Origin of the sequence: Dyella sp., from assembly GCF_051962475.1 — a bacterium.
GTDB lineage: Bacteria > Pseudomonadota > Gammaproteobacteria > Xanthomonadales > Rhodanobacteraceae > Dyella_A.
Window position 1 is genome coordinate 1 of sequence record NZ_JBQCCF010000022.1, and the last position, 21,153, is coordinate 21,153.

Consider the following 21,153-nt stretch of genomic DNA (forward strand, 5'->3'; position numbering starts at 1 on the left):
GCCAAATTGTGGCGCTTCGTGATGGACTAAGAGCACCGCGCTCTGCTCTCTCTCCCTTGAACAGCTTCACCGTTCGGGGGAGAGGGCTGAGGTGAGGGGGCTTCGGCTTTGTAGATGCGGCCACCTCGACCACGAAGATCAACAGCCCGCCCCCTCACCCAACCCTCTCCCCCGAGCAAGCTCAGGGGAGAGGGCAAAATTGTGGCGCTTCGTGATGGACTAAGGGCACCGCGCTCCGCTCCCTCTCCCCTGAACAGCTTCACCGTTCAGGGGAGAGGGCTGGGGTGAGGGGGCGCTCTGGCTCTTTATCCATCCCGCCCGAACAAACTCCGCGAGATAGCAAAGGCACCGAGCGACGCCGCATCCCACGCGCCTCATGACGTTGTCACCTAGGAAACAGCGCTCGCCCAGGCCCCGTCAACGGCGCCGCCTCGACGCGATTGCCGCCGTGCTCCTTCGCCCGATAGAGTGCCTGGTCAGCCCGCTGCAACACGGTGTCCAAGGTGTCGCCGGGGCGGATCATCGTAGTGCCGAACGAAGCAGTCACCTGTCGCACCGGGGCCACCCGCGTGCCGGCGATCGCCGTCTGCAGGCGCTCGGCCACGCGCTGCAAGCCGGACGCGTCGACATCCGGCACGATCACCAGGAACTCCTCGCCGCCCCAGCGCGAGATGCATTCGTTTTCGCGCAGCAGCCCCTTGCACCCGCTCGCCACGGCCTGCAGCACCTGATCGCCTACGGGATGGCCGTAGGTGTCGTTGATCGCCTTGAAGGAATCCAGATCGAGCATGATCACGCCGGCCGGCGTGCCCGTCGCCAGCGCCTCGCGCAGCATGCGCTCGCCGAGCAGGCGGCTCTGCACGCCGGTCAGTGGATCACGATGCAGCAGCACTTCCATCAGCTGGCGCTCCGACGCGAGCCGCTGGATCTTGCCGGCCAGCCCGCGCTGTACCGGCAGCAGCACGACCACGAGGATGCTCACCGGCCCGTAAGCCATCAGCAGATCGCGACCACGCGGCGCCCACAACTCCGCCGGATGAAGAGGCAGGTAGACGAGCACCGGCAGAGCGATCAGCAGCCAGCACAGCGCCGCCATGACAAACGCCTGCCTTCCGGGGATGAAAACCATCACCATCACCAGGAACACCACGAACAGCGACGACACCGGCGGCAGCAGATCGATCAGCGTCGCGCCTGGCGTGAGCGTTGCCTGCAAGGTATAGAGCCACGCCGGAGCGGCCAGGGCCAGCGCCGCCAGCACCAGCGCGACGCGTGCAATGCCAGACACCCAGCGAGGCCGACGAATCAGCGCCACGATGAGCCCGCCGAAAAGCGCGGTCGCCGTAGGCGGAACGATCAGGTCCATCGTGCGATGCACGGGCGACAGCCAGTGGATCGCCGTCGCACACGCGCCCGCGAACATCGTCAACGACAACAGCACCATGACTGCGATACGAACGTAGCGATCGTCGGTGTCTGCGGCCTGCATTGGGAAGTGCCTGTGAGATTCGCTGGAAAAGGGCGTGGCGTGTTCCCGATGACAAAGCTTCTATCGGCAACACGAGATATCGTTGTTATCGGCCGAACGCGCCGCCGCTCAAGCCACTGGCGCAACCGCCAGCAAGCTCTCCAGCGCTCGGCTGCACGTTGTCATCGTCCGCCCCCCTTCGTTGGGGATCCTGTCCGTCGCCCCACATTGCCATCTACCATGCCGGCTGGCCTGAACCCGGGGAAGAACCTGTGTCGATCAAGGGACGTTTCGCACGCTGGCTTCTCTTGCCGCTGTGCTGCCTGGCCTCGCTGGCGGTGGCACAACAGGCGCTTGCGCCGGTGGAGGCTCGTGTGCCATTTGCCCCGGCGCCGGTGACAGGCACCGATCAACGGATCCATCTTGCCTACGAACTGCATGTCACCAACATATACGGCGACACCGGCCCATTGAAACTCCAGGAACTCGATGTGTATGCGGACGATGGCCGCGCCCCGATCGTCCGCTTCGGCGCCGACGATCTGGCCCGGATGACCCGACCCGCTCCGGCCGAACATGCGCCGGTGCTCATCGACGCTGGCAAGCGCGTCGTGATCTACGTCTGGCTGAGCCTGGCCGCCAAAAGTCCGATACCGCGCACCCTGCACCATCGGATGAGCTTCACCACCAGCACGCACAAGACCGAATTGCTCGACGGCGTACCGCTGCTACTGGGCACCGCGGCACCCGTGCTCATCGGACCGCCGCTACGTGGCGGGTGGTGGCTGGCGCACGAGGGACCTGGCAACCCGCATTCACATCACTGGGGGAGTCTGGTGGCCGTCAACGGGCAGGTCACCATTCCGCAGCGCTATGCACTCGATCTGGTGGGAATCGATCCGCGTGGGCATGTCGTGCGTGCCGACGTGAAGGAAATCGGCAAGTCCCGGCATGCCGACTGGATCGGCTACGGCGCGGACGTGCTTGCGGTAGCCGATGGCGTCGTGCGCGATGCGCGCGATGGCGAGACGGAACATCCACCGCTCAGTCCGCAAGCGGAGCCGACCTCCCTCACAGCCCGTGGCCTGTTCGGCAACTACGTGGTACTGGAGATTCAGCCCGGTGTATTTGCCAGCTACGCACACCTGCAACGCGGCAGCGTGAAGGTGCATGTCGGCGATCATGTTCGCCGTGGACAACTGCTGGCGCGCCTTGGCCAGTCCGGCAGCTCCAGCGCACCACATCTGCACTTCCAGCTTTCCAACGCGGCCCGCTTCGAGGGCTCCGAAGGCCTGCCGTTCCGGTTCGACCGATTCGACCTACTCGGCCCGGAGACTGAGGCGCAGCTGTTTGGACAGGGCACGCCATGGACACCCCAGCCGATCCAGCATCGACAGGCGGAGATGCCGCTGAACGACGTGGTGATCGGGTTTTCCGCGCTTCCCTGACGCCGACTCCGCCACGGCTCGCACCGAGCAGGCAATAATCGCGTCGCACCGCCTCCGAGCCAGTGGATGTCTGTCCGCTCGTGCAGGGAATGGGTATATGTGCTTGAGAATGCGCACCTTGGCCCAGATGCTGGGAGCGCCAAGACTTATCCCGCGTGGGGCCATGTTCCAAAAGCTCAGAAACTGGCGCATCAGCCGCATCGTCGCCAAGCATCCCATCCCCGAACCCCTTTGGCGAGCCGCATTGGCGCGATGTGCGCCGGCACGGCGGCTGGGCGCGTCCGATCAGGCGGCGCTGCGCGTGCTGGCTACGCTGTTCCTGCGCGAGAAATCGATCGAGCCGGTGCAAGGGCTGACGCTGGATGATGGCGACTGCGTGCTGCTGGCCACACACGCCTGCGTCCCTATCCTGAAATTGGGCATGGACTGGTTCGACGGCTGGCACAGCGTGATCGTGTATCCGGACGCGTTCGTGCCGCGACGCACGCGCACCGACGAGGCCGGCGTAGTGCATGAGAGCAGCGACGCGATGGCTGGCGAGGCATGGGGCCGCGGTCCGGTGATCCTGTCGTGGAACGACGTGCTTGCCGCCGGCCAGCGGCCGGGCCACAACGTGGTGATCCACGAGATGGCCCACAAGCTCGACCTGCAAAACGGCGCCGCCAACGGCTTTCCGCCGCTGCACCGGCGCATGGATCAGCGCGTGTGGACACGCGTGCTCTCCGGCGCCTGGGAGCGGCTGCGCCGCGAGCATCACCAGGGCGTGCCGATCCCGATCGATCCCTACGGCCTGGAGAATCCGGCCGAGTTCTTTGCCGTGGTCAGCGAGCAGTTCTTCGAGGCACCAGCCGCGCTGCGCGAGCATCTGCCGGAGGTCTACCGCCAGTTGGCGCTGTTCTATCGGCAGCATCCGTATTGAGCGCCAGCGTTGCGGGAAACGTGCGGCACCTCGCTGCGCGCCCCTTCGCGCATGAGTCCCATGCGCCGCTTCGCGTAGACTTTCGCGGCGGGTCAGACTCCGACCCGCCAGCTCGCCAGGAGGGCGAAATCCCATGTTCAAACGTTCGTCGATGCTTGTTGTCGCGTGGCTTTTCCTGCCGGCCATCGCGTCAGCCGCTGCGTGTGAGAACTGGCGGTCCATCGTTTTGCCAGCGGACCGCCCTGCCCTGACGACGCCGGTCCAGCAGGTGCTCGATCAGCTTCCGGCCCGCCCGCGCAGCGCCAGTCCCGACTACCTGGCCGACGAAACGGCCGCGCTGGACGAGGCGCGACATCTGCTGCAACGCGCGCTGCATCCGCTGCCGCTCGGGGATATCCAGGGCGCGTGGCGCGTGAGGTCGATCCAGGCCGGACGTACCGGCGCTTACGCTTACCCGTATTTCGCCGGACGCATCGATCGCAACGCATGCGGCTTCCACTTCAGCAAGACGCGCGGTTCGCAGCGCCGGAGCGGCACGCTGCTGCCGATGGCGGGGGATGACCGGGCGCTCGCGTTTCTGGGTGCCTTTACCGTCAACGACGATCCCACCCGCCCCTACGGCGCTGGCAATCGCCCGCTGGGCAAGCCGGCTGGACCGGAAGGCCCGGTGAATTCCGTCGGCCGCCTGCTGCGCATCGGCCCGCACACACTGCTGATGATTTTGGACGTCGACGACAACGGCTTCGAGCTCTATCGACTGGAACGCTGATTCAGCAAGCGAGGCGCGCCCATGCGTTCGCTGTCTTCCGATCCCCCGGTTCGGGGACAATCGACACTCCCTCGCCCACGCCACGAACCGACCGGAACCCCATGCGAACCTTCGTCCTCCGCGCGCGCGCCGCGCCCACCGACAGCCAGAAACTGCTGGCCGGCGTGGGCAAGGAGGCGCACACCGAGATCCTCGCGCATACGCTGATGAACGCCCTCTTCGTGGCGCAGTCGCACCGCGCGAACGTGGTGGTGTACCTGGTGCTCGAAAGCACGCAGGACTACTCCCGCACCATTCGCGTCGATTCCAACCAGATCACCGACCTCGGCGGCTTCGACGAACGCACGCTGTTGGCTGCCGTGGCACGCGCACTGGATGCCTCCGTAGGCATGGGCAAGGAGGAAATGCGCTCCGTCGCCCCGGGCCTCACCGTGCGCACGGTGAGCTTCGAGCGCCTGATGCAGGAGCTGGCGCAGGACCACCCGCTGTTCGTGATGGACCGCAAGGGCGCGCCGATCCGCGAGCAGGCTTTCGCCGGCAACCCCTGCTTCCTGCTCACAGATCACATCCCGATGCCGAAGAAGACCTTCCACAGCCTCGAGCGCCTGGGCGCAAAGAAGATCACGCTGGGTTCGACGATGCTGTTTGCCTCACAGTGCGTGGTGCTTATCCATCACGAGCTCGATCAGCGCTAGCCGCCGGCCGCGGCACGCCCCCCGCGACACTTCGCCGCGACGGTCGCAACGCAGTCCGTACCTGGCGTCGCAGGATAAGAGGCTGAACCCGTTCACGCTGCGCGGACCCGATTGCATGATCATCCGTCTGGCATGGAACTGTCCGCCAAACTCGCCATCCTCGCCGATGCCGCCAAGTACGACGCCTCGTGTTCGTCCAGTGGTGGCAACCGGCGTGACTCGCGCGGCACGGGCGGTATCGGCTCCAACGAGGGCATGGGCATCTGCCATGCCTACGCACCGGATGGCCGCTGCATCTCGCTGCTGAAGATCCTGCTGACCAACTTCTGCATCTTCGACTGCGCCTACTGCATCAACCGGCGCAGCTCCAACGTGCAGCGGGCGCGCTTCACGGTGGAGGAAGTGGTGCAGCTCACGCTGGACTTCTACCGGCGCAACTACATCGAAGGGCTGTTCCTGTCCTCGGGCATCATCCAGTCGTCCGACTACACCATGGAAATGCTGGTGCGGGTGGCGCGCAGCCTGCGCCAGGAGCACAAGTTCGGCGGCTACATCCACCTCAAGACCATTCCCGACGCCTCGCCAGAGCTGCTGGGTGCGGCCGCGCGCTGGGCCGACCGCCTGAGCATCAATGTGGAGATGCCCACCGAAGGCGGGCTCAAGTCGCTGGCGCCGGAAAAGAACCTGCGCGACATCCGCCAAGCCATGGGGCGCCTGCGCCTGGGCATCGATGAGTCCAAGGCGGAGAAAAAGGCGCCGCGCTTCGCTCCCGCCGGGCAGAGCACGCAGATGATCGTGGGCGCCGATGCCTCCACCGATCGCGACGTGCTCACCTCCAGCACCAACCTGTACGCCAACTACCGGCTCAAGCGGGTCTACTACTCCGCCTTCAGCCCGATTCCCGATGCCTCCAAGGCGCTGCCGCTGCGGCCGCCGCCGCTGGTGCGCGAACACCGCCTGTACCAGGCCGACTGGTTGATGCGCTTCTACGGCTTCAACGTGGAGGAGATCGCGCCGCCGGAGGACAACGGCATGCTCGACCTGGACGTGGACCCCAAGATGGCCTGGGCGCTGCGTCATCGCAGCCAGTTTCCGGTGAACCTCAACACCGCGCCGCGGGAGATGCTGCTGCGCGTGCCGGGCCTGGGCGTGCGCACGGTCGACAAGCTGCTGGCCATGCGCGCGCACCGACGCATCCGCTACCAGGATCTGGCCAAGCTGCGGGTGGCGGTGGGCAAGGTGGCGCCGTTCGTCGAGACGCTGGACTACCGCCCGCGCACCGACAGCGAAAGCGGCGCGCTGCGCGCGCAGCTGACCACGCCGCGGCAGGCGGACCTGTTCGGCCACTGATGCGCAGCGTGGTGCTCGAGGACGGTTTGGATTTCGCCGCCTGGCGCTCGGCGGCGCGCGAGCTGCTGGCCGCTGGCCTACCGCCAGCGCACGTGCAGTGGCAGGTTGGCGGTGCCACCGATCTGTTCGGTGCCGCCCCGGCACCCGCTCCGGCCGATGCGCCAGCCGCGGCTGGCGGCCGGGTGCCGCGCGAGTTCATGAGCCTGGCCGACATCGTGCTCGCGCACAGCGACCCGCGCCGCCACGCGATGCTCTACCGCATGCTGTGGCGGCTCACCCATGGCGAGCGCAACCTGCTGCAGATCGCCACCGACGACGACGTAGCCTGGGCGCACATGGCGGCCAAGGCAGTGCGCCGCGACATGCACAAGATGAAGGCCTTCGTGCGCTTCCGCGAGGTGGCCGGGCCGGAGGGCGCGGTGTTCATCGCGTGGTTCGAACCCTCGCACGACATCGTGGCGCGCGTGGCGCCGTTCTTCGTGCGGCGCTTCACCGGCATGCGCTGGTCGATCCTCACACCGCTGCGCAGCGCGCACTGGGACGGCGAGACGCTGCGTTTGGACGCAGGCGCCGACAAGGCCGACGCGCCCACCGGCGATGCGCTGGAAGACCTGTGGCGCACCTACTTCGCCAACATCTTCAATCCGGCCCGGTTGAAGGTGCGCGCCATGACGCAGGAAATGCCCGTGCGCTACTGGAAGAACCTACCGGAGGCCGCGCTGATCCCGGCCCTGATCCAGGATGCCTCGGCGCGCATGCAGGCGATGGTGGACAAGGCGCCGACGATGCCCCAGCGGCGCATTCCCGCACCGGTGAAGCCGGCGCCGGCGCCACTGCCGGAGGGCAGCCTCGCGCAACTGCGCGAGCAGGCCAGGCAGTGCCGCGCTTGCCCGCTGTGGCAGCCGGCCACGCAGACCGTTTTCGGCGAGGGCCCGGGCGATGCGCGCATTGTCGTCGTCGGTGAGCAGCCGGGCGACCAGGAAGACCTGGAAGGCCGGCCCTTCGTCGGCCCCTCCGGCGAACTGTTCGATCGTGCGCTGGCGCAGCTCGGCATCGATCGCGACGCGCTGTACATCACCAATACCGTCAAGCACTTCAAGTTCGAGCCGCGTGGCAAGCGCCGCCTGCACGCCCGCGCCAACGCGCAGGAGCAGGCAGCCTGCCGGCAATGGCTGGCCGCCGAACTCGACCGCATCCGGCCGCGCCTCATCGTCTGCCTGGGGGCCATGGCGGCGCAGAGCCTGTTCGGCAGCGACTTCCGGCTGCTCGAACAGCGCGGCCAGTGGATCACGCTGGACGAGAGCACGCGCGGCATCGCCACCGTGCATCCGTCGTACATCTTGCGGCTGCCGAATGAGGCGACTCGGGCGGCAGCCTTCGAGGATTTCGTGCGCGATCTCGGCCGGATACGCGAGCTGGCGCCTTAGCCGGATGCGGCGAGGGGCGGAGGCATGCCCCGCGCCGCTCCACGACTTACCCAGCCGGCGTACCGACGGCGCCCTCCTCGGCCGCCTGCAGCAGACGGCTGATCGAAGCGACGAGGCTGCCGGCACCGTAGGGCTTGAGCAGCATGGCGGTCCGCTCGTCGGTCGGCATGTCGCAGTCTTCAGCCAGCCCCGTGGCAAAGATCACCGGCAAGTCCGGCGAGCGTTGGCGCAGCCTCTGGGCCAGCTCGATGCCGGAACTCCCAGGAAGGTTCAAGTCGGTGATGAGCAGATCGATGGGGTCGCTTTCCTCCCACGCCCGCAGTGCCTCTTCCGCCGAGCCCACGGCCACCACCTCGTAGCCCTTACTTTCGAGCATGTCCTGCACTACCGAGCGGATCAGCTCGTCGTCTTCGCAGATCATCAGGCGCCGCCTGCTCACCGGTGGCGGAGCGGCCGGGCTGGAGGCACCCGGCTGGGGTCGCTCCTCACTGAGCACCTGCCGGACCTTTCGGGCCAACGCATCGCGCGTGTACGGCTTGCTGAGCAGATGCACTCCTTCATCCAGCCGGCCGGCGTGCACGATGGCGTTCTCCGTGTAGCCGGACGTGAACAACACCGCGAGCTGTGGCAGGCGTTCGCGCGCCAGCCGGGCCAGTTCCGGGCTACGCAGATCGCCGGGCATCACCACATCGGTAAACAGCAGGTCCAGCCCGATGCCGCTCTCCACCACCGAGAGCGCCGCGCGAGCGTTCGCCGCGTGATAGACCGTGTAGCCCAGGCTTCGCAGCAACGCCACCGCCGCCTCCCGCACTGCCTCGTCGTCCTCGACCACCAGGATGGACTCATGCCCACCCTCGCTGCTCTCGGAAGGTTCCGCGGGCAACTCGCGCTCCGCCTCGGTGCTGCGCGGCAGATAGAGCTTCACCGTGGTGCCGTGGCCAGGCTCGCTGTAGATCTTGATGTGGCCACCGGACTGCTTGACGAAGCCGTACACCATCGAGAGGCCCAGGCCGGTGCCGCTGCCCTCCGGCTTGGTCGAGAAGAATGGCTCGAACACCTTCTCCAGCGCGTCGGCGTCAATGCCGCAGCCGTTGTCGGTAACGGCGATGAGCACGTACTGCCCCGGCTTCACTTCGTGGTGGGCGCGTACATAGCGATCGTCGAGATAAGCGTTGCCGGCCTCGATGGTGAGCTTGCCGCGACCCTCCATCGCGTCGCGGGCGTTGATCGCCAAGTTGAGGATCGCGCTTTCCAGGTTGGTCGGGTCGATGGAAGTGTTCCAGAGCCCACCACCGATGATCGTCTCGATCTCCACGCCTTCGCCGAGCGTACGTCGCAGCAACTCGTCCATGCCGCGAATCAGCCGGGCCGGGTTGATCACCCGCGGTTCGAGGGGCTGACGCCGGCCAAAAGCCAGCAGCTGCGACGCCAGGGTCGAGCCACGCTCCACCCCGGCCATCGCGTTACGCACGCGCTTCCTGGCGAGCTCGTTCTGCCCCACCTCCTGCAGCAGCAGCTGCAGGTTGCCGGTGATCACCTGCAGGATGTTGTTGAAGTCGTGTGCAATACCGCCGGTCAGCTGGCCGATGGCTTCCATCTTCTGCGCCTGGTGCAGCGCCGAGCGCATTTCCTCCAGCGCCTCCTCGGCGCGCAGCACCTCGGTGGCGTCGCGGGTGATCTTGGCAAAGCCGATCAGGCGTCCTTCGTCGTCGTCGATCCGGTCGATCACCACGTGCGCCCAGAACAGCGAGCCGTCCTTGCGCACGCGCCAGGCTTTGTTCTCGAAGCGCCCGTGCTTGCGCGCGTGCGCGAGCCCGCGTGCCGGCTCGCCAGCGACGCGGTCCGGCTCGGTGTAGAACGCCGAAAAGTGGTGCCCGATGATCTCGTCGGCGGTGTAGCCCTTGATCCGCTCCGCTCCCGAATTCCACGTGTGCACGCAGCCCTCGGGGTCGAGCATGTAGATCGCGTAGTCGACCACGCCCTGCACCAGTATCCGGAACTGCTCGTCGGCGAAGCGCTGGTCGGACGCGCCCGCGCCGGCCTTGGGGATGATCACGTTGCAGTGGCCGAGCTGGGCGCCGCTTGCATCGTGCATCGGCTGGCTGCTGACCGCGGCTGTGAGCGAGGTGCCGTCCTTGCGCAGGAGCCGGTTGTCCACCCGGTGAAAGCCGCCCTTTTCCTCGCGCTCGTCACGCGCCTTGGCGATAACGACACCCGGCGTGTCGTAGGGGAAAAGCACCGACTCGTGCTGGCCGACGATCTCCTCCGCGGTGTAACCCAAGGCGAGCTGGGCCCCTTTGTTCCAGAAGACGATCTTGCCGTCGGGGTCGACCGCGAAGATGCCGAGGTCGGTGATCGAATCCAGAACCGGACGGCTCAAACAGTTTGCATCCATTGCGCGCGCACATTTAAGAGAGGGGTACGAAAGATGCATATTTCAGGTGAAGATGGCGTTTGCATGGGACGGCTTTTTGCCGCGGCGAAGCGGCGGCCATCACCTCAGCGGGCACGTTGAGCGGCCCCGACTTGACCTTCGCCATCCGCACCGCCGCTCCGCTCATCCCGCGCCCGGTGCCGGTGGTCACCCGTCGATTGGATCCGTGCAGCGACTGCCTTAGCTTCGGCGGCCCGATGCGGAGCGGCTTCCCATGAAGACGACGATGAACCTGCTGGTTGCCTGCGCGCTCGCCGCGGCAGCCATGGCGCGTGCGGCGTCGGCGCCATCGCTGCAACCCTCGTTCGATCTGCGCGTACTGGACGAACCGCACGCCGCCAACACCGATGCCGGCACGCAGGTGTTCGAGGAGTTGCACCTGACCAACTTCACCGACTCGCCGCTGCGGCTGATCGACGTGGCGGTGGTGGACGCACGCGGCGGTCAGGTGCTGGCGCACTTTGACGGCGAGGCGCTGACCCGCCGACTCGCGCGCATCGGCCCACCTGCGACCTCGGGCGACGTTGCGATCCAGCCGGGAAGCCGCGCGGTGATCTACCTGGAGTGGCCGGCGAATGCGCATCGACCGCACGTGATCGAGCACGTGGTGACCTTCGCGCCGCCACCCGGCGCACCGTTGGACGTGGTGCGCGGTGCACGCACTGCGGTCTCCTACGCGGCCGGGACGCCGCTGGGTCCGCCGCTGCGTGGGGGGCCGTGGGTGGCGGTCCACGCGGCCAGTTGGGCACGTGGGCATCGCCGGGTGTTCAACGCGGTCGACGGCCAGGCGCGCATCCCGGGGCGCTTCGCCATCGACTGCGTGCGCGTGGACGGTGCCGGGCATACCGCGCGCCAGCACCCCGACACACCGAGCGACTGGCTCGGCTACGGCGCGGACGTGCTGGCCGTGGCCGACGCCACCGTGGTGACGGTGCGTGACGACATGGCCGAGTCGCCCCGCGTGTCGACGAACCCCAGGCACGTGCTGGCCGACGACGCGGGCAACTTCGTGACGATCCGGTTGGCCGATGGTCGCTACGCCTTCTACGAACACCTGCGCCCCGGCAGCACCGCGGTGCACGTCGGCGACCGGGTGCACCGCGGCGAGGTGCTCGCCCAGCTGGGGTTTACCGGCGCCTCCACCGGGCCACACCTGCATTTTCACGTGGCCGACGAGCCCTCCCGCGTCGGCGCCGAGGGGCGCCCGTTCACGCTCGCCGCATTCGACCTGCTGGGCCGGTACGACGACATTGCCGCACTGGGCAACGCGCCGTGGGCCCAACGAGCGGCTGGGGAAAGCGAGCAGCGTCACGATGAATGGCCCGCTGAAAATGCGGTGGTGAGGTTTCCCGATTAAAGGCGGCGGTTCACTGCCGCCCGCCGGACACCTCGCTGTTCGCATCGATCAGGTCGACCGATCGACTGGAGCCAGCCCCGCAATCAGGACATCGAGCCCGCGCCAGCCTCTGTCGAAGCCTGGCGGGCTCGACCCACCTCGCCGCTCGCCCGGTCCCGCCTACTCGGGCAACGCCACCTGCGCGACCTGAAGATACGCGCCGTTGATCGACGCCTGACTTTCGCCGTTGCTGCTACCGGACATCGGCAACGGGGCCAGCTGGCACCGCGGGCCGCCCGACGGCATCACCCGCTTGCAGTACACGTTGACGATGGCGACCGTTTCGCGCGAGCCGTCGATCAGCCAGATCTGCCGCGCGGCGCCGGGGCCGGAGAAATTGTCGATAGCCACGGAGACATGCGCGGGCACGGCGAATCCGCCTCGACGCAGGGCATCGGATTGCTCGGCGTCGCGCTGGGCTTGCAGGTATTGCCGGTGGGTGTTGCCGACCAGGGCATGCAAGGCGTAGCCCGTGGGCAAGTCGGCCACGTAGGTTTCGTAGGAGGGCACGGCCTGGACCGTGATGTCGCGCATCGTGGTGGCCTGCGTCTGGTCCTGGGCCGCGCTGACACCGCCGGCGCAGAGAAGACCGAGTGCAATTGAGGCATGAATCAGATGTTTCATGGGGAGCCTCCAGACGGACGCCAGTGTCCGTGGAATCAGTCTGTGCCGGCTCCCCGTCTCATGCTTGAGGAAGTTCGGAGGAATCCTTTCGGAATTCCTGAGGATTTCCGCCGAGCGGCTCCATTGCGCCCGCCGGCCGCCCGCTAAGCGGGAATCGGAAACGTCCTCTTCATCGGAAGCTAACGCGCGCCGGGACGCGCTCCCAGACATCCCCCACAAGCTCAATTGACCCCTACCAGACCCTGTGATATTCGCTCGGCGTGGCCACTGAATCGAACCCGGCGAGGGTGGACTACGCGTTCGGCGACATCCGCGTCGAACCGACGGCACACCGCGTGTCGCGCGATGGCCGCGAACTGGAGCTGGAGCCCAAGGCCTACTCCGTGCTGCTGCAGTTCGTGACCCATCCGGGCGAACTGATCCAGCACGACGACCTGCTCGAACGCGTGTGGGGGCACAAGTACGTCACGCCGGCCTCGCTGAGCCGGGTGATCTCCCAACTGCGCCAGAAGCTCGGCGACGAGGCGGCGGAGCCGCGCTACATCCAGACGGTGCACGGCGTGGGCTATCGCCTGATCGCCAGCGTCACGGCCAAGGATCCAGGCAAGGTCGCAACATCGGAGGCCGACCTGCCGCGCTCAGCCGACAGCCCAGGCCGCGACATCGATCGCCGCAGCTCGGATCACGATCACGACCGCCGCAGCATCGCCGTGCTGCCCTTCGTCAACATGAGCGGCGACCTCGAGAACGAGTACTTCAGCGACGGCATCGCCGAAGAGATCCTCAGCCTGCTGACCAAGCTGCCGCAACTGAAGGTGTCGTCACGGACCTCGTCGTTCTTTTTCAAGGGTAAGGAGGTGGACCTGCAGACGCTTGCGGCCAAACTGGATGTCGGCACGGTGCTCGAAGGCAGCGTGCGCCGCGCCGGCAACCGCGTGCGCATCACCGCGCAGTTGATCGACGTGGCCTCCGACTCGAACCTGTGGGCCGAAACGTACGACCGCGAACTGCGCGACGTCTTCGCCATCCAGGACGACATCGCCCAGAGCATCGTCGATGCGCTGAAGGTGACCCTGTCGCCGAAGGAGCGTCGCGCGATCCAGTACGTCGCTACCGCCAACGTGCAGGCCTACGACGACTACCTGCGCGGGCGCAGGTATTTCTACGCGTGGAATCGGCGCGATTCGCTGCGCGCCATCGAGATGTACAAGCACGCCATCGCGCGTGATCCCAAGTACGCCGCGGCCTGGGCCGGACTGTCGGATGCGTACGTCATGCGGCACCGCTTCCTGGACGCGAACCCCGAGCATGTCGCCCATGCCATGGACGCCAGCGAGCGCGCCCTGCAGATGGATCCGGATTCGGCCGAAGCGCACGCCTCGCGCGGCCTGGCGCTGTACGTCAGTAAGCGCTTCAAGCAGGCCGAGCGGCAGTTCGAGACGGCCATGATGCTCAACCCGAACCTGCTCGAGGCCTATTTCCTGTACGGCATGATCTGCAGCTCGCAGGGCAACTTCGAAAAGGCGGCCTGGCTCTACCTGCGCGCTGCCGAAGTCAGCCCCGCCGACTACCTGCCGCTGGTCTACCTGAGCCAGGCGTACAGCGAGATGGGCCGCAAGGATGACGAGCGCAAGGCGCGCCGCCGCGCAATCGAGCTGATCGAACGCGCGCTGGGCATCAACCCCGACGACGCGCGCGCCCGCTATATGGGCGCCGCGAACTTCGCGGCCATCGGCGAGAAGGACAAGGCGATCGAGTGGGCCAACCTGGCGCTGCGCTCGAGCGAAGACGAGCCGATGGTGTACTACAACGCCGCCTGCACCTTCGCCGTGCTGGAGGAGCACGAACGCGCCATCGACCTGCTCGAACGCGCGGTGCAACTGGGCTGGGGCGACCGCGCCTGGATGGCCAACGACAGCGACCTTGCCTCGCTGCGCAGCCATGCCCGCTTCCAGGCACTGCTGACCAGCCTCAACTGACGCGTGCTGCGGCGGGAGCGATCGCCCAGCAAGCGCGGCTGTCCTGCGCTTCGCCGCGGCGGCGTCGCTCCCTATTCAACGGCGTCCTTGCTACCGACCCGCCGCCACACCGAGAGCGGCACATCGCCATTGGGACGCGGCGGCACCCGATAGCTGAGCACGTCGCCATGCAGCTCGAAGCTGCGGCGCTGCTGTTGTCCCTCCCAGTTCGGGAAGGAGGCGCCATCGATGTGGAACACGAGCAGGTGCGTCGCGGCGTCGAGTTCGAGCGTGCCGTAGTGCGTGCTCGAGCCCATCACCGCGGATCGGTATTCGGCGGGGCTGCCGTGGGCCTTGTCGCCGGAGGCGAAATGCGCGCGCTCGGCGCGGAAGATCTGCAACGCGTAGTGGCCTTGTCCGTCGATCATCAACAGGCCTTTGGGGGCCGCGCCGTAGTCGCTGCTGCGCGAGCCGTCCGGATGCAGCACGTCGGCCGCCTCCAGCGTCCAGGTGCCGGCCAGCGGGAAACGGGCCGACGCGCCGCGGGCGAGCGCGCCGGTTGTCGAGGCGAGGCCAGCAACCAGGCACGCGGTGGCCATCAGGCGGCGTCGTGTGGGGGATCTGCGCATGGGCGTTTTCCTTCGGGTAGTGGAGTCCGCGGCATCGAACCGGAGCCCGATGCGCCATGCATCCTAGGGCCGCAAGAACTTCAATAAAATGGAATAATTCGACGCCTATCCATTAGAAATATTTCACTATGCAGCAGCCCAACCTGGACATGGATGCGCTACGCACCCTGGCCGCGATTCTTCGCCTGGGCAGTCTGGCGCGCGCCGCGGAGCGGGTCGGCCGCTCGCAGTCGGCGGTGAGCCAGCAGATGCGCAAACTGGAGGCGCAACTGGGGCAGCCGCTGTTCCGCAGGCAGGGGCGCAAGGTGGTGCTGACCGAGGCGGGCGACCGCGTGCATGCGTACGCCCTACGCATCCTGGCGCTCAACGACGAAGCGGTGCACACCGTGCATGGTGCGTCGATCGGCGGCACGGTGCGCTTCGGCCTGCCGGGAGATTTCGCCGAATCCTGGTTGCCGGCGGCACTGGGGCGATTCAAGCAAGCGCATCCAGCCGTGCGGGTGGACGTGGAGGTCGATCGCAACGGCGCCCTGCTGGAACGGCTGGATCGCGGCGAGCTCGATCTGGTGCTGGCGATGGGCCACGCGCAGCGCCCCGATGCCGAACGCCTCGCGACGCTGCCGATGACCTGGGTGGGAGCGCAGGACGCCGCCAGGCGCTTGCGCTCCAGCGACGTGATCGACCTGGCGCTCTATCGCCCGCCCTGCTTCTTTCGCCAGGCCGGCACCGAAGCGCTGGACAAGGCCGGCCTGGCCTGGCGCCCGGCCTACCTCACCAGCAGCCTGCAAAGCCTGTGGGCCGGCGTGGCCGCGGGGCTTGGCATCACGTTGCGTACCAGCGCCGGCATCCCGCCCGGGCTCAGCCGTCTGGATGGCCGCCACGGGCTGCCGCCGTTGCCCCGCGTCGATGTCTGCCTGCATGGCGAAGGTGACCCAGCCTCGCCCGCCCTGAAACAGCTGCGCCACACCGTGACGGAGCACGCATTGGCGGAGCTCACCGGGAAATAGCCGTTGAGGTAGCGGTCATCTCCAGCCGCGGTCGACCACCGCTCTACCGCAGCTCTTCCGGCTTGTACGAGTACACGTGCGCCTTCCAGCCCGAGGCGATACCCATGTCGTAGCCGAACACCAGGCGCACCACCACAGCATTCTCCTGGGCGATCTGGGAATCGGCCTCGGCCATCTGCTGTGCGATGCGCCTGGCCATGGCGGCGTCGCCGATCAGCGGCGCGTCCAGTTGCAGTGACGACTGCAGGGAGCGGGTCGTGCGGCCATTCATGGACGCCCAGCCGCGCGCCACCTGCGCCGTCATCACATGCGGTTGGCTCGACAGCGTCCGATACAGCGGCATGAGGTCGGCGAAGCTCTCGGTTTGCGCCAGATGATTCGCCGCGATGGGCACGCCCAGGGCGGCCACAGCGAGCAGCCCCGCCACGGCGAGGTGTCCGCGCCACATGGTGGGGAACGGCACCGGCCGCGCCGCGCTGTCGAACCGCTCCACGTACGATCCAACCGCCAGGTCATGCAACGACTGCCGCGTGCGCCGGTTGAACACATAAAGGTAGACGGTGACGAACATGCCGCCGAACACGATCAGGGCAAGCAGGTAGCCCAATACGCTTCCCATCGCCATGCCCGAATCAACCGGCAGCCCGTTGGCGAAGAACGGAATGCTCAGCACGGTGTAGCGCAGCAGTGCGCGTGGAAGCGACAGCAACTGGCCTTGCGCATCGACCACTCGAACACCCAGCCAGCGCTTGCCGAGCGTCTGCCCACTGCCAATGCGGCTGTTCAAGACGCCGAAATAAGCCAACGCAATCGCAAAGCCGATCAATCGGGCATAGATACCCATACGCGCAAACGTATCGAACAGCAGCGTCCCCAGGATCATGCCGACAATCCCGAGCACTATCACGTCGATAACGAAGGCGCCTAGACGACGCCAGAAGCCGGCGATCCCGCGAGCCGGCGCCTCTTCCCCATCCCATGCGTCCATGTACTTCCCCCTGAGGTGGGAAGCATCTTGCAGCAAGGTCCCGCGAGAAAGCCAGATGCGCAGCGCCAACCTGGCGAGCGGCCGGGCGACGCTGACCGTCGGTTGGTCTGCCCGCGGCTGCGGTCACGATGCGCCAAGAATCGTGGGCGCCACTCGCCTCCCGAGCGCGTGTCGATCTGCGCCCCCCTCCCTCGTCGTCTCCATGAAAAAGCACTACCCCTTCGCCAGGAGAGACCACGATGAGCAAGGCCATGCTGAAAACGTCCGTGTCGCCCGATCAACCACGCGCCGTCACCATGGCGGCCCATCTGGGCGGATTCGCCGCCCGGCTCGCAGCGTGCGTCTCGCTGGCGATGCTTGCCTTCAACGCTGCAGCCGCAGCGCCGGCCAAACCCTATGACCGCATGGCGCCCGTCAGTGCCTACCTCATGGATCGCGCCGAGGAAATCGCACTGGCCAGGAGTGCGGCGCCGGCATCCATCTCCAAGGATGCCACCGTGCTGGTAATGACCCGCACCGGCTACGAAACCGCCGTCACCGGCAGCAATGGGTTCGTCTGCTGGGTGGCCCGCGGCTTCGCCGGTGCGACGGACTGGCCCGAGCGCTGGAACCCCAAGATCCGCGCCGCCGGCTGCGACAACCCGCAGGCCGCGCGCACCGTCACCGAAATCGCCAAGCTGCGCACCGCGATGACCCTCACCGGCCACTCCGACGCCGAAGTCGCTTCGCGTATCCAGGCAGCCCTGCGCAGCAAGAAGATTCCTCCGCTGGCACCGGGCGCCATGTGCTACATGATGTCCAAGTCGTCCTACCTGTCCGACGAGGGCGACCACGACATGGCCCACGTCATGTTCTACGTTCCGTTCAAGGACGGCGCCGACTGGGGCGCCAACGCCACCGGCTCGCCGGTGTTCGGCGGCAACTACTGGTTCTACTCACCCAACCACCAGGCCCAAGCGGCCGCCCTGCCGCCGCTGTCGGTGCTGCTGGTGGGCGTCGGCAACTGGTCCGATGGCACGCCGACGGCGATGCCGGGGATGTAGGGATCGGGTAAGGCGGGCCTGAGCCCGAGGGTGAACCGCGGGCGGAGTCTGCTGCTCTCCAACGAGCAGACTCCTCACCTCGCCCCGGAATCCGCTCGCCCCGCAGCGCGCTCAGCGCTTGCAGGTATTCACGCCGATCAGCGCGTACAGCGGGCAGAAGTTGAACAGCCCCGTGATCAGCGGCACCACCCCGATCCACGCCCACACCGGACCACCGGTCATCGCCCACGCGATCAGCACTGCACCCACGGCTATACGTAGCCACTTATCCAGGCCACCCACGTTGGCTTTCATGCGCATGCCCTCCTGAAGGTCAGCGCCAGCATGCGCAGCTCAGGCCCGCGCCGCATTGACCGCGATCAACCCTGGCACGAACCGCACACAGCGGACGCCACCTGCGGCACCCCGATGCGTCGGTGGCTGCTGCGCGGCATGGGTTGCGTCACAGATAACTGAGCCACCGGTCCCTGCGCCGCCGTTTCAGGCCGGCATACCAGCGGCAGAGCGGATACAGCGCCAGAGCCACCCCGATCCATATCGCATAGATCCACGGCAGGCCGAGCCCCCAGCCCGTTGGCGCGGTGAATGGGAAGTGGCCCAGGTCCGGCGAGCGGAACATACCGCCGACATCGCCGTAGCCCACGTAGCAGACGGCAACCGCCAACAGATGGATCAGATAGAAGTGCAGCACGTAGAAAAACAGCGGCACCTTGCCGAATGCCAGCACGGGACGCAGCAGCCGCGGCGTGCCAACGTCGAAAACCCGAAGCAGCAACAGCGCCGGCCCCAGCGTCATCAGCAGGAACAACAGCGACGGCGGGTACTTCTGCGTGTTGAGGAAGGACACCAGCGTCCATAGCGGCGAGCGCTGTGCCGACCACGGGAACGGATCCCCGTAGACGTTGAGCCATCGCAGCACCACGAAGCCGACCGTAAGCGCCAGGCCGAGCCGCAGCAGCCATGCCTGTCTGCGACCTGCATCCCACGCGTAGACCTGCCCCAACGCATAGCCCAGCGCAGTCACCCCCATCCATGGCACCAGCGGATAGGTGACGAACACCGTGTGCGGTCCGGTGATGAGAAAGCCGGGCACATGCAGCACGGTCCACAGCGGGGCGAGCGCGCCGAAGGCGGTGGCCGAGATGCCGTCCAGCAGGTTGTGCCCGGCCACCATCGCCACGCCCACGGCCACCAGCGCCCACGTCGGCAGGTAGATCAGCCCGGCCAGCACGATCATCGCCCAGCCCAGCGCCCACAGCACGATGAGCAGGGTCACCTGGTAGTCGACGTTGAACTGCAGGGCGAAGCGCATCACTACGGCTTCCAGCACGATCAGCCATAGACCGCGGGTGAGCAGAAAGCCCGACAGCTCGCGCTTGCTCATGCGCCGCAACGTCAGGAAGGCCCCAGTGCCGGTTAGCAGGAAAAACACTGGCGCGCAGAAGTGGGTAACCCAGCGGGTAAAGAACAACGGCACCGTGGTGGTGGCGAGATTCACCGGGTTGGCCCCGGGCACGCCGAAAAAATCATGCACGTGATCCAGCGCCATGATGACGATGATGATCCCGCGCAGCAGGTCGATCGACTCGAGGCGCAGACGACCGGCCGGTACGGCGTCACTGACGGCATGCATGGTGGAGGGCGCTATCGCAGTATCCACATCGGTCCCCTTGGGTCAGTCGCATCGAGCATGGCGTGAAGGTGAAGGGCCGAACAAGGGACCCGGGCAGCGGCGCGGCTGGCTCGCGAGTCGCCCCCCCCAAGCGGCTGCGTCCAGCGGATGCGAGCACGCGCCCCCGAGGGCAAGGCCGCCCTTTCCCGAGCAGAAGCCCTGCCCCGTCGTTCCGTCCGAGCACCCGCTCAAGGCTTGAACCGCCGCACTTCCTGCGGCCAGCCGCAGGCTTGGGCCAGCTTGCCGGCCCAGTGCCTCGCCGCTTCATCGTCGGCCGCATCGATCACGGCGAACCCGCCCAGAAACTGAGGGTGGCTCACATGCGGCCCGTCCGTGAAACGCAACGTGCCGCCGGTGGCATCCGCGCTGAAGGCCTCCTGCGGATCCTCCTCCAGCCCCCCGGCGAACACATAGACACCCGCCGCCTTCATCTCGGCCACCACTGCACGTGCCAGCGGACCGCGTGCGGCAAACCATGCTTCGCTGTGTTCCCCCACCCATGCCTGGTTGAAGTAGATGAGGTACTTGCTCATGTCGCGCTCCCAGGCCACGCAGCCTTCATGACTGCCCTTCACCTCATGACGAACGGACTCCTTGCCATTCGACACGCGCCAGGAGAGCAGGCACACAGCGCGCAGACCGTTAACCACAGGGGACACAATTGGCCGCCACAGGGAGGGCGGGGACCATGCGTTGAACTTCATCACCCATCTGCCTCAAGGGAAAAATGCGCGCCGCCCCCCTTGCCGTGTCGATCCGATAGACGCTTGATCGTCATCCAGAGAAGCCCGAAGCCATCCAGAGCCCACCATGGTGACCCACAAGATCGAACATCCCCGGCGGCCTGCCAAAGCGAACGTGCGCAAGTCCGCCGCGAAACGCACCCCCGCCGGCATCGAGCTACCTGAAACCATGAACGGCAAGGCCAGCCAGGCCAAGGCCGCGATCGGCGACAAGCCGGTGTTCGCCTACCTCGCCAGCCTGCCGCAACCGCAGCGCGGCATCGCCGAACGTATCGACCGCCTGGCCGCCGACACCCTGCCCGGCCTCGAACGCAGCGTGAAATGGGGCATGGCGTACTACGGCGTGGGCGACGGCTGGTGCTTCAGTTGCGGCGCGTTCGCCGGCCACGTCAAGCTGATGTTCGTCAACGGCACGACGCTCGACCCGATGCCGCCGGTGACGCCTGTGGCCATGGGCAAGGCAACGCGCGGTGTGGAGCTGGCCTCGCTGGACGACATCGACGAAGACCTGATCGCGGTGTGGATGCGGCAGATCACCGCGAAGCCGGGCGTGGGGAAGCGGCCGGCAAAGAAGTGAGGACGC

General features: G+C 67.0%; 19 protein-coding genes. 11 read left to right on the forward strand and 8 right to left on the reverse strand.

Features of this window, described 5'->3' with window-relative positions:
• Window positions 1-385: 385 nt before the first annotated feature.
• Window positions 386-1,489, reverse strand: a complete 1,104-nt coding sequence (locus ACTHJF_RS05060; protein ID WP_440266152.1) for a diguanylate cyclase domain-containing protein — start codon at window positions 1,487-1,489, stop codon at window positions 386-388.
• Between the two features lie 251 nt (window positions 1,490-1,740).
• Here ACTHJF_RS05060 and ACTHJF_RS05065 point away from each other — a divergent pair, with 251 nt between their 5' ends.
• From ACTHJF_RS05065 to ACTHJF_RS05090, 6 genes are all read left to right on the forward strand, one after another.
• Window positions 1,741-2,916: a M23 family metallopeptidase gene (locus tag ACTHJF_RS05065; protein WP_440266153.1), complete on the forward strand. Its 1,176-nt coding sequence runs from the start codon at window positions 1,741-1,743 to the stop codon at window positions 2,914-2,916.
• A gap of 163 nt (window positions 2,917-3,079) precedes the next feature.
• A complete protein-coding gene (locus tag ACTHJF_RS05070) occupies window positions 3,080-3,835 on the forward strand; it encodes a zinc-dependent peptidase (protein ID WP_440266154.1) in 756 nt (251 codons plus the stop codon).
• 133 nt (window positions 3,836-3,968) lie between these two features.
• On the forward strand, window positions 3,969-4,604 hold the full coding sequence (locus tag ACTHJF_RS05075; protein ID WP_440266155.1) for a DUF4893 domain-containing protein: 636 nt from the start codon (window positions 3,969-3,971) through the stop codon (window positions 4,602-4,604).
• 101 nt (window positions 4,605-4,705) lie between these two features.
• Window positions 4,706-5,299, forward strand: a complete 594-nt coding sequence (trmY, locus tag ACTHJF_RS05080; protein WP_440266156.1) for a tRNA (pseudouridine(54)-N(1))-methyltransferase TrmY — start codon at window positions 4,706-4,708, stop codon at window positions 5,297-5,299.
• Window positions 5,300-5,431: 132 nt separating this feature from the next.
• Window positions 5,432-6,649 carry a putative DNA modification/repair radical SAM protein gene (locus ACTHJF_RS05085; RefSeq protein WP_440266157.1) on the forward strand — a complete coding sequence of 406 codons (1,218 nt, stop codon included), beginning with the start codon at window positions 5,432-5,434 and terminating at the stop codon, window positions 6,647-6,649.
• Window positions 6,649-8,076 carry a UdgX family uracil-DNA binding protein gene (locus ACTHJF_RS05090; protein ID WP_440266158.1) on the forward strand — a complete coding sequence of 476 codons (1,428 nt, stop codon included), beginning with the start codon at window positions 6,649-6,651 and terminating at the stop codon, window positions 8,074-8,076. Before ACTHJF_RS05085 ends, ACTHJF_RS05090 begins: the two co-directional genes overlap by 1 nt.
• Window positions 8,077-8,122: 46 nt before the next feature.
• Here ACTHJF_RS05090 and ACTHJF_RS05095 read toward each other — a convergent pair whose 3' ends face one another.
• On the reverse strand, window positions 8,123-10,456 hold the full coding sequence (locus tag ACTHJF_RS05095; protein WP_440266159.1) for a response regulator: 2,334 nt from the start codon (window positions 10,454-10,456) through the stop codon (window positions 8,123-8,125).
• Window positions 10,457-10,724: 268 nt separating this feature from the next.
• Here ACTHJF_RS05095 and ACTHJF_RS05100 point away from each other — a divergent pair, with 268 nt between their 5' ends.
• Window positions 10,725-11,867, forward strand: coding sequence for a M23 family metallopeptidase (locus tag ACTHJF_RS05100; protein ID WP_440266160.1), 1,143 nt, complete (start codon window positions 10,725-10,727; stop codon window positions 11,865-11,867).
• Window positions 11,868-12,026: 159 nt separating this feature from the next.
• Here ACTHJF_RS05100 and ACTHJF_RS05105 read toward each other — a convergent pair whose 3' ends face one another.
• The gene (locus ACTHJF_RS05105) at window positions 12,027-12,530 is read right to left on the reverse strand and encodes a hypothetical protein (protein ID WP_440255446.1); all 504 of its coding nucleotides are present in this window, start codon (window positions 12,528-12,530) and stop codon (window positions 12,027-12,029) included.
• 260 nt (window positions 12,531-12,790) lie between these two features.
• Here ACTHJF_RS05105 and ACTHJF_RS05110 point away from each other — a divergent pair, with 260 nt between their 5' ends.
• Complete coding sequence (locus ACTHJF_RS05110; RefSeq protein ID WP_440266161.1) at window positions 12,791-14,509, forward strand: TPR end-of-group domain-containing protein; 1,719 nt, start codon at window positions 12,791-12,793, stop codon at window positions 14,507-14,509.
• Between the two features lie 71 nt (window positions 14,510-14,580).
• On the opposite strand, the gene ACTHJF_RS05115 is transcribed toward ACTHJF_RS05110, so the two are convergent.
• Window positions 14,581-15,117: a lipocalin-like domain-containing protein gene (locus tag ACTHJF_RS05115; RefSeq protein ID WP_440266162.1), complete on the reverse strand. Its 537-nt coding sequence runs from the start codon at window positions 15,115-15,117 to the stop codon at window positions 14,581-14,583.
• Between the two features lie 128 nt (window positions 15,118-15,245).
• Between ACTHJF_RS05115 and ACTHJF_RS05120 the strand changes: the two genes are divergently transcribed.
• Window positions 15,246-16,124, forward strand: a complete 879-nt coding sequence (locus ACTHJF_RS05120) for a LysR substrate-binding domain-containing protein (protein ID WP_440266163.1) — start codon at window positions 15,246-15,248, stop codon at window positions 16,122-16,124.
• A gap of 43 nt (window positions 16,125-16,167) precedes the next feature.
• On the opposite strand, the gene ACTHJF_RS05125 is transcribed toward ACTHJF_RS05120, so the two are convergent.
• The gene (locus tag ACTHJF_RS05125) at window positions 16,168-17,112 is read right to left on the reverse strand and encodes an RDD family protein (protein ID WP_440266164.1); all 945 of its coding nucleotides are present in this window, start codon (window positions 17,110-17,112) and stop codon (window positions 16,168-16,170) included.
• 239 nt (window positions 17,113-17,351) lie between these two features.
• Between ACTHJF_RS05125 and ACTHJF_RS05130 the strand changes: the two genes are divergently transcribed.
• On the forward strand, window positions 17,352-18,155 hold the full coding sequence (locus ACTHJF_RS05130) for a hypothetical protein (RefSeq protein ID WP_440266165.1): 804 nt from the start codon (window positions 17,352-17,354) through the stop codon (window positions 18,153-18,155).
• A gap of 111 nt (window positions 18,156-18,266) precedes the next feature.
• Here ACTHJF_RS05130 and ACTHJF_RS05135 read toward each other — a convergent pair whose 3' ends face one another.
• The 3 genes from ACTHJF_RS05135 to ACTHJF_RS05145 all read right to left on the reverse strand — a co-directional run bounded on the left by ACTHJF_RS05135 (window position 18,267) and on the right by ACTHJF_RS05145 (window position 20,531).
• A complete protein-coding gene (locus ACTHJF_RS05135; protein ID WP_440266166.1) occupies window positions 18,267-18,449 on the reverse strand; it encodes a YgaP family membrane protein in 183 nt (60 codons plus the stop codon).
• A gap of 148 nt (window positions 18,450-18,597) precedes the next feature.
• Window positions 18,598-19,815, reverse strand: coding sequence for a DUF1624 domain-containing protein (locus ACTHJF_RS05140; protein WP_440266167.1), 1,218 nt, complete (start codon window positions 19,813-19,815; stop codon window positions 18,598-18,600).
• A 200-nt stretch (window positions 19,816-20,015) separates the two neighbouring features.
• Window positions 20,016-20,531, reverse strand: a complete 516-nt coding sequence (locus ACTHJF_RS05145; protein WP_440266168.1) for a YciI family protein — start codon at window positions 20,529-20,531, stop codon at window positions 20,016-20,018.
• Between the two features lie 208 nt (window positions 20,532-20,739).
• Between ACTHJF_RS05145 and ACTHJF_RS05150 the strand changes: the two genes are divergently transcribed.
• Window positions 20,740-21,147: a DUF1801 domain-containing protein gene (locus ACTHJF_RS05150; RefSeq protein WP_440266169.1), complete on the forward strand. Its 408-nt coding sequence runs from the start codon at window positions 20,740-20,742 to the stop codon at window positions 21,145-21,147.
• Window positions 21,148-21,153: the final 6 nt, after the last annotated feature.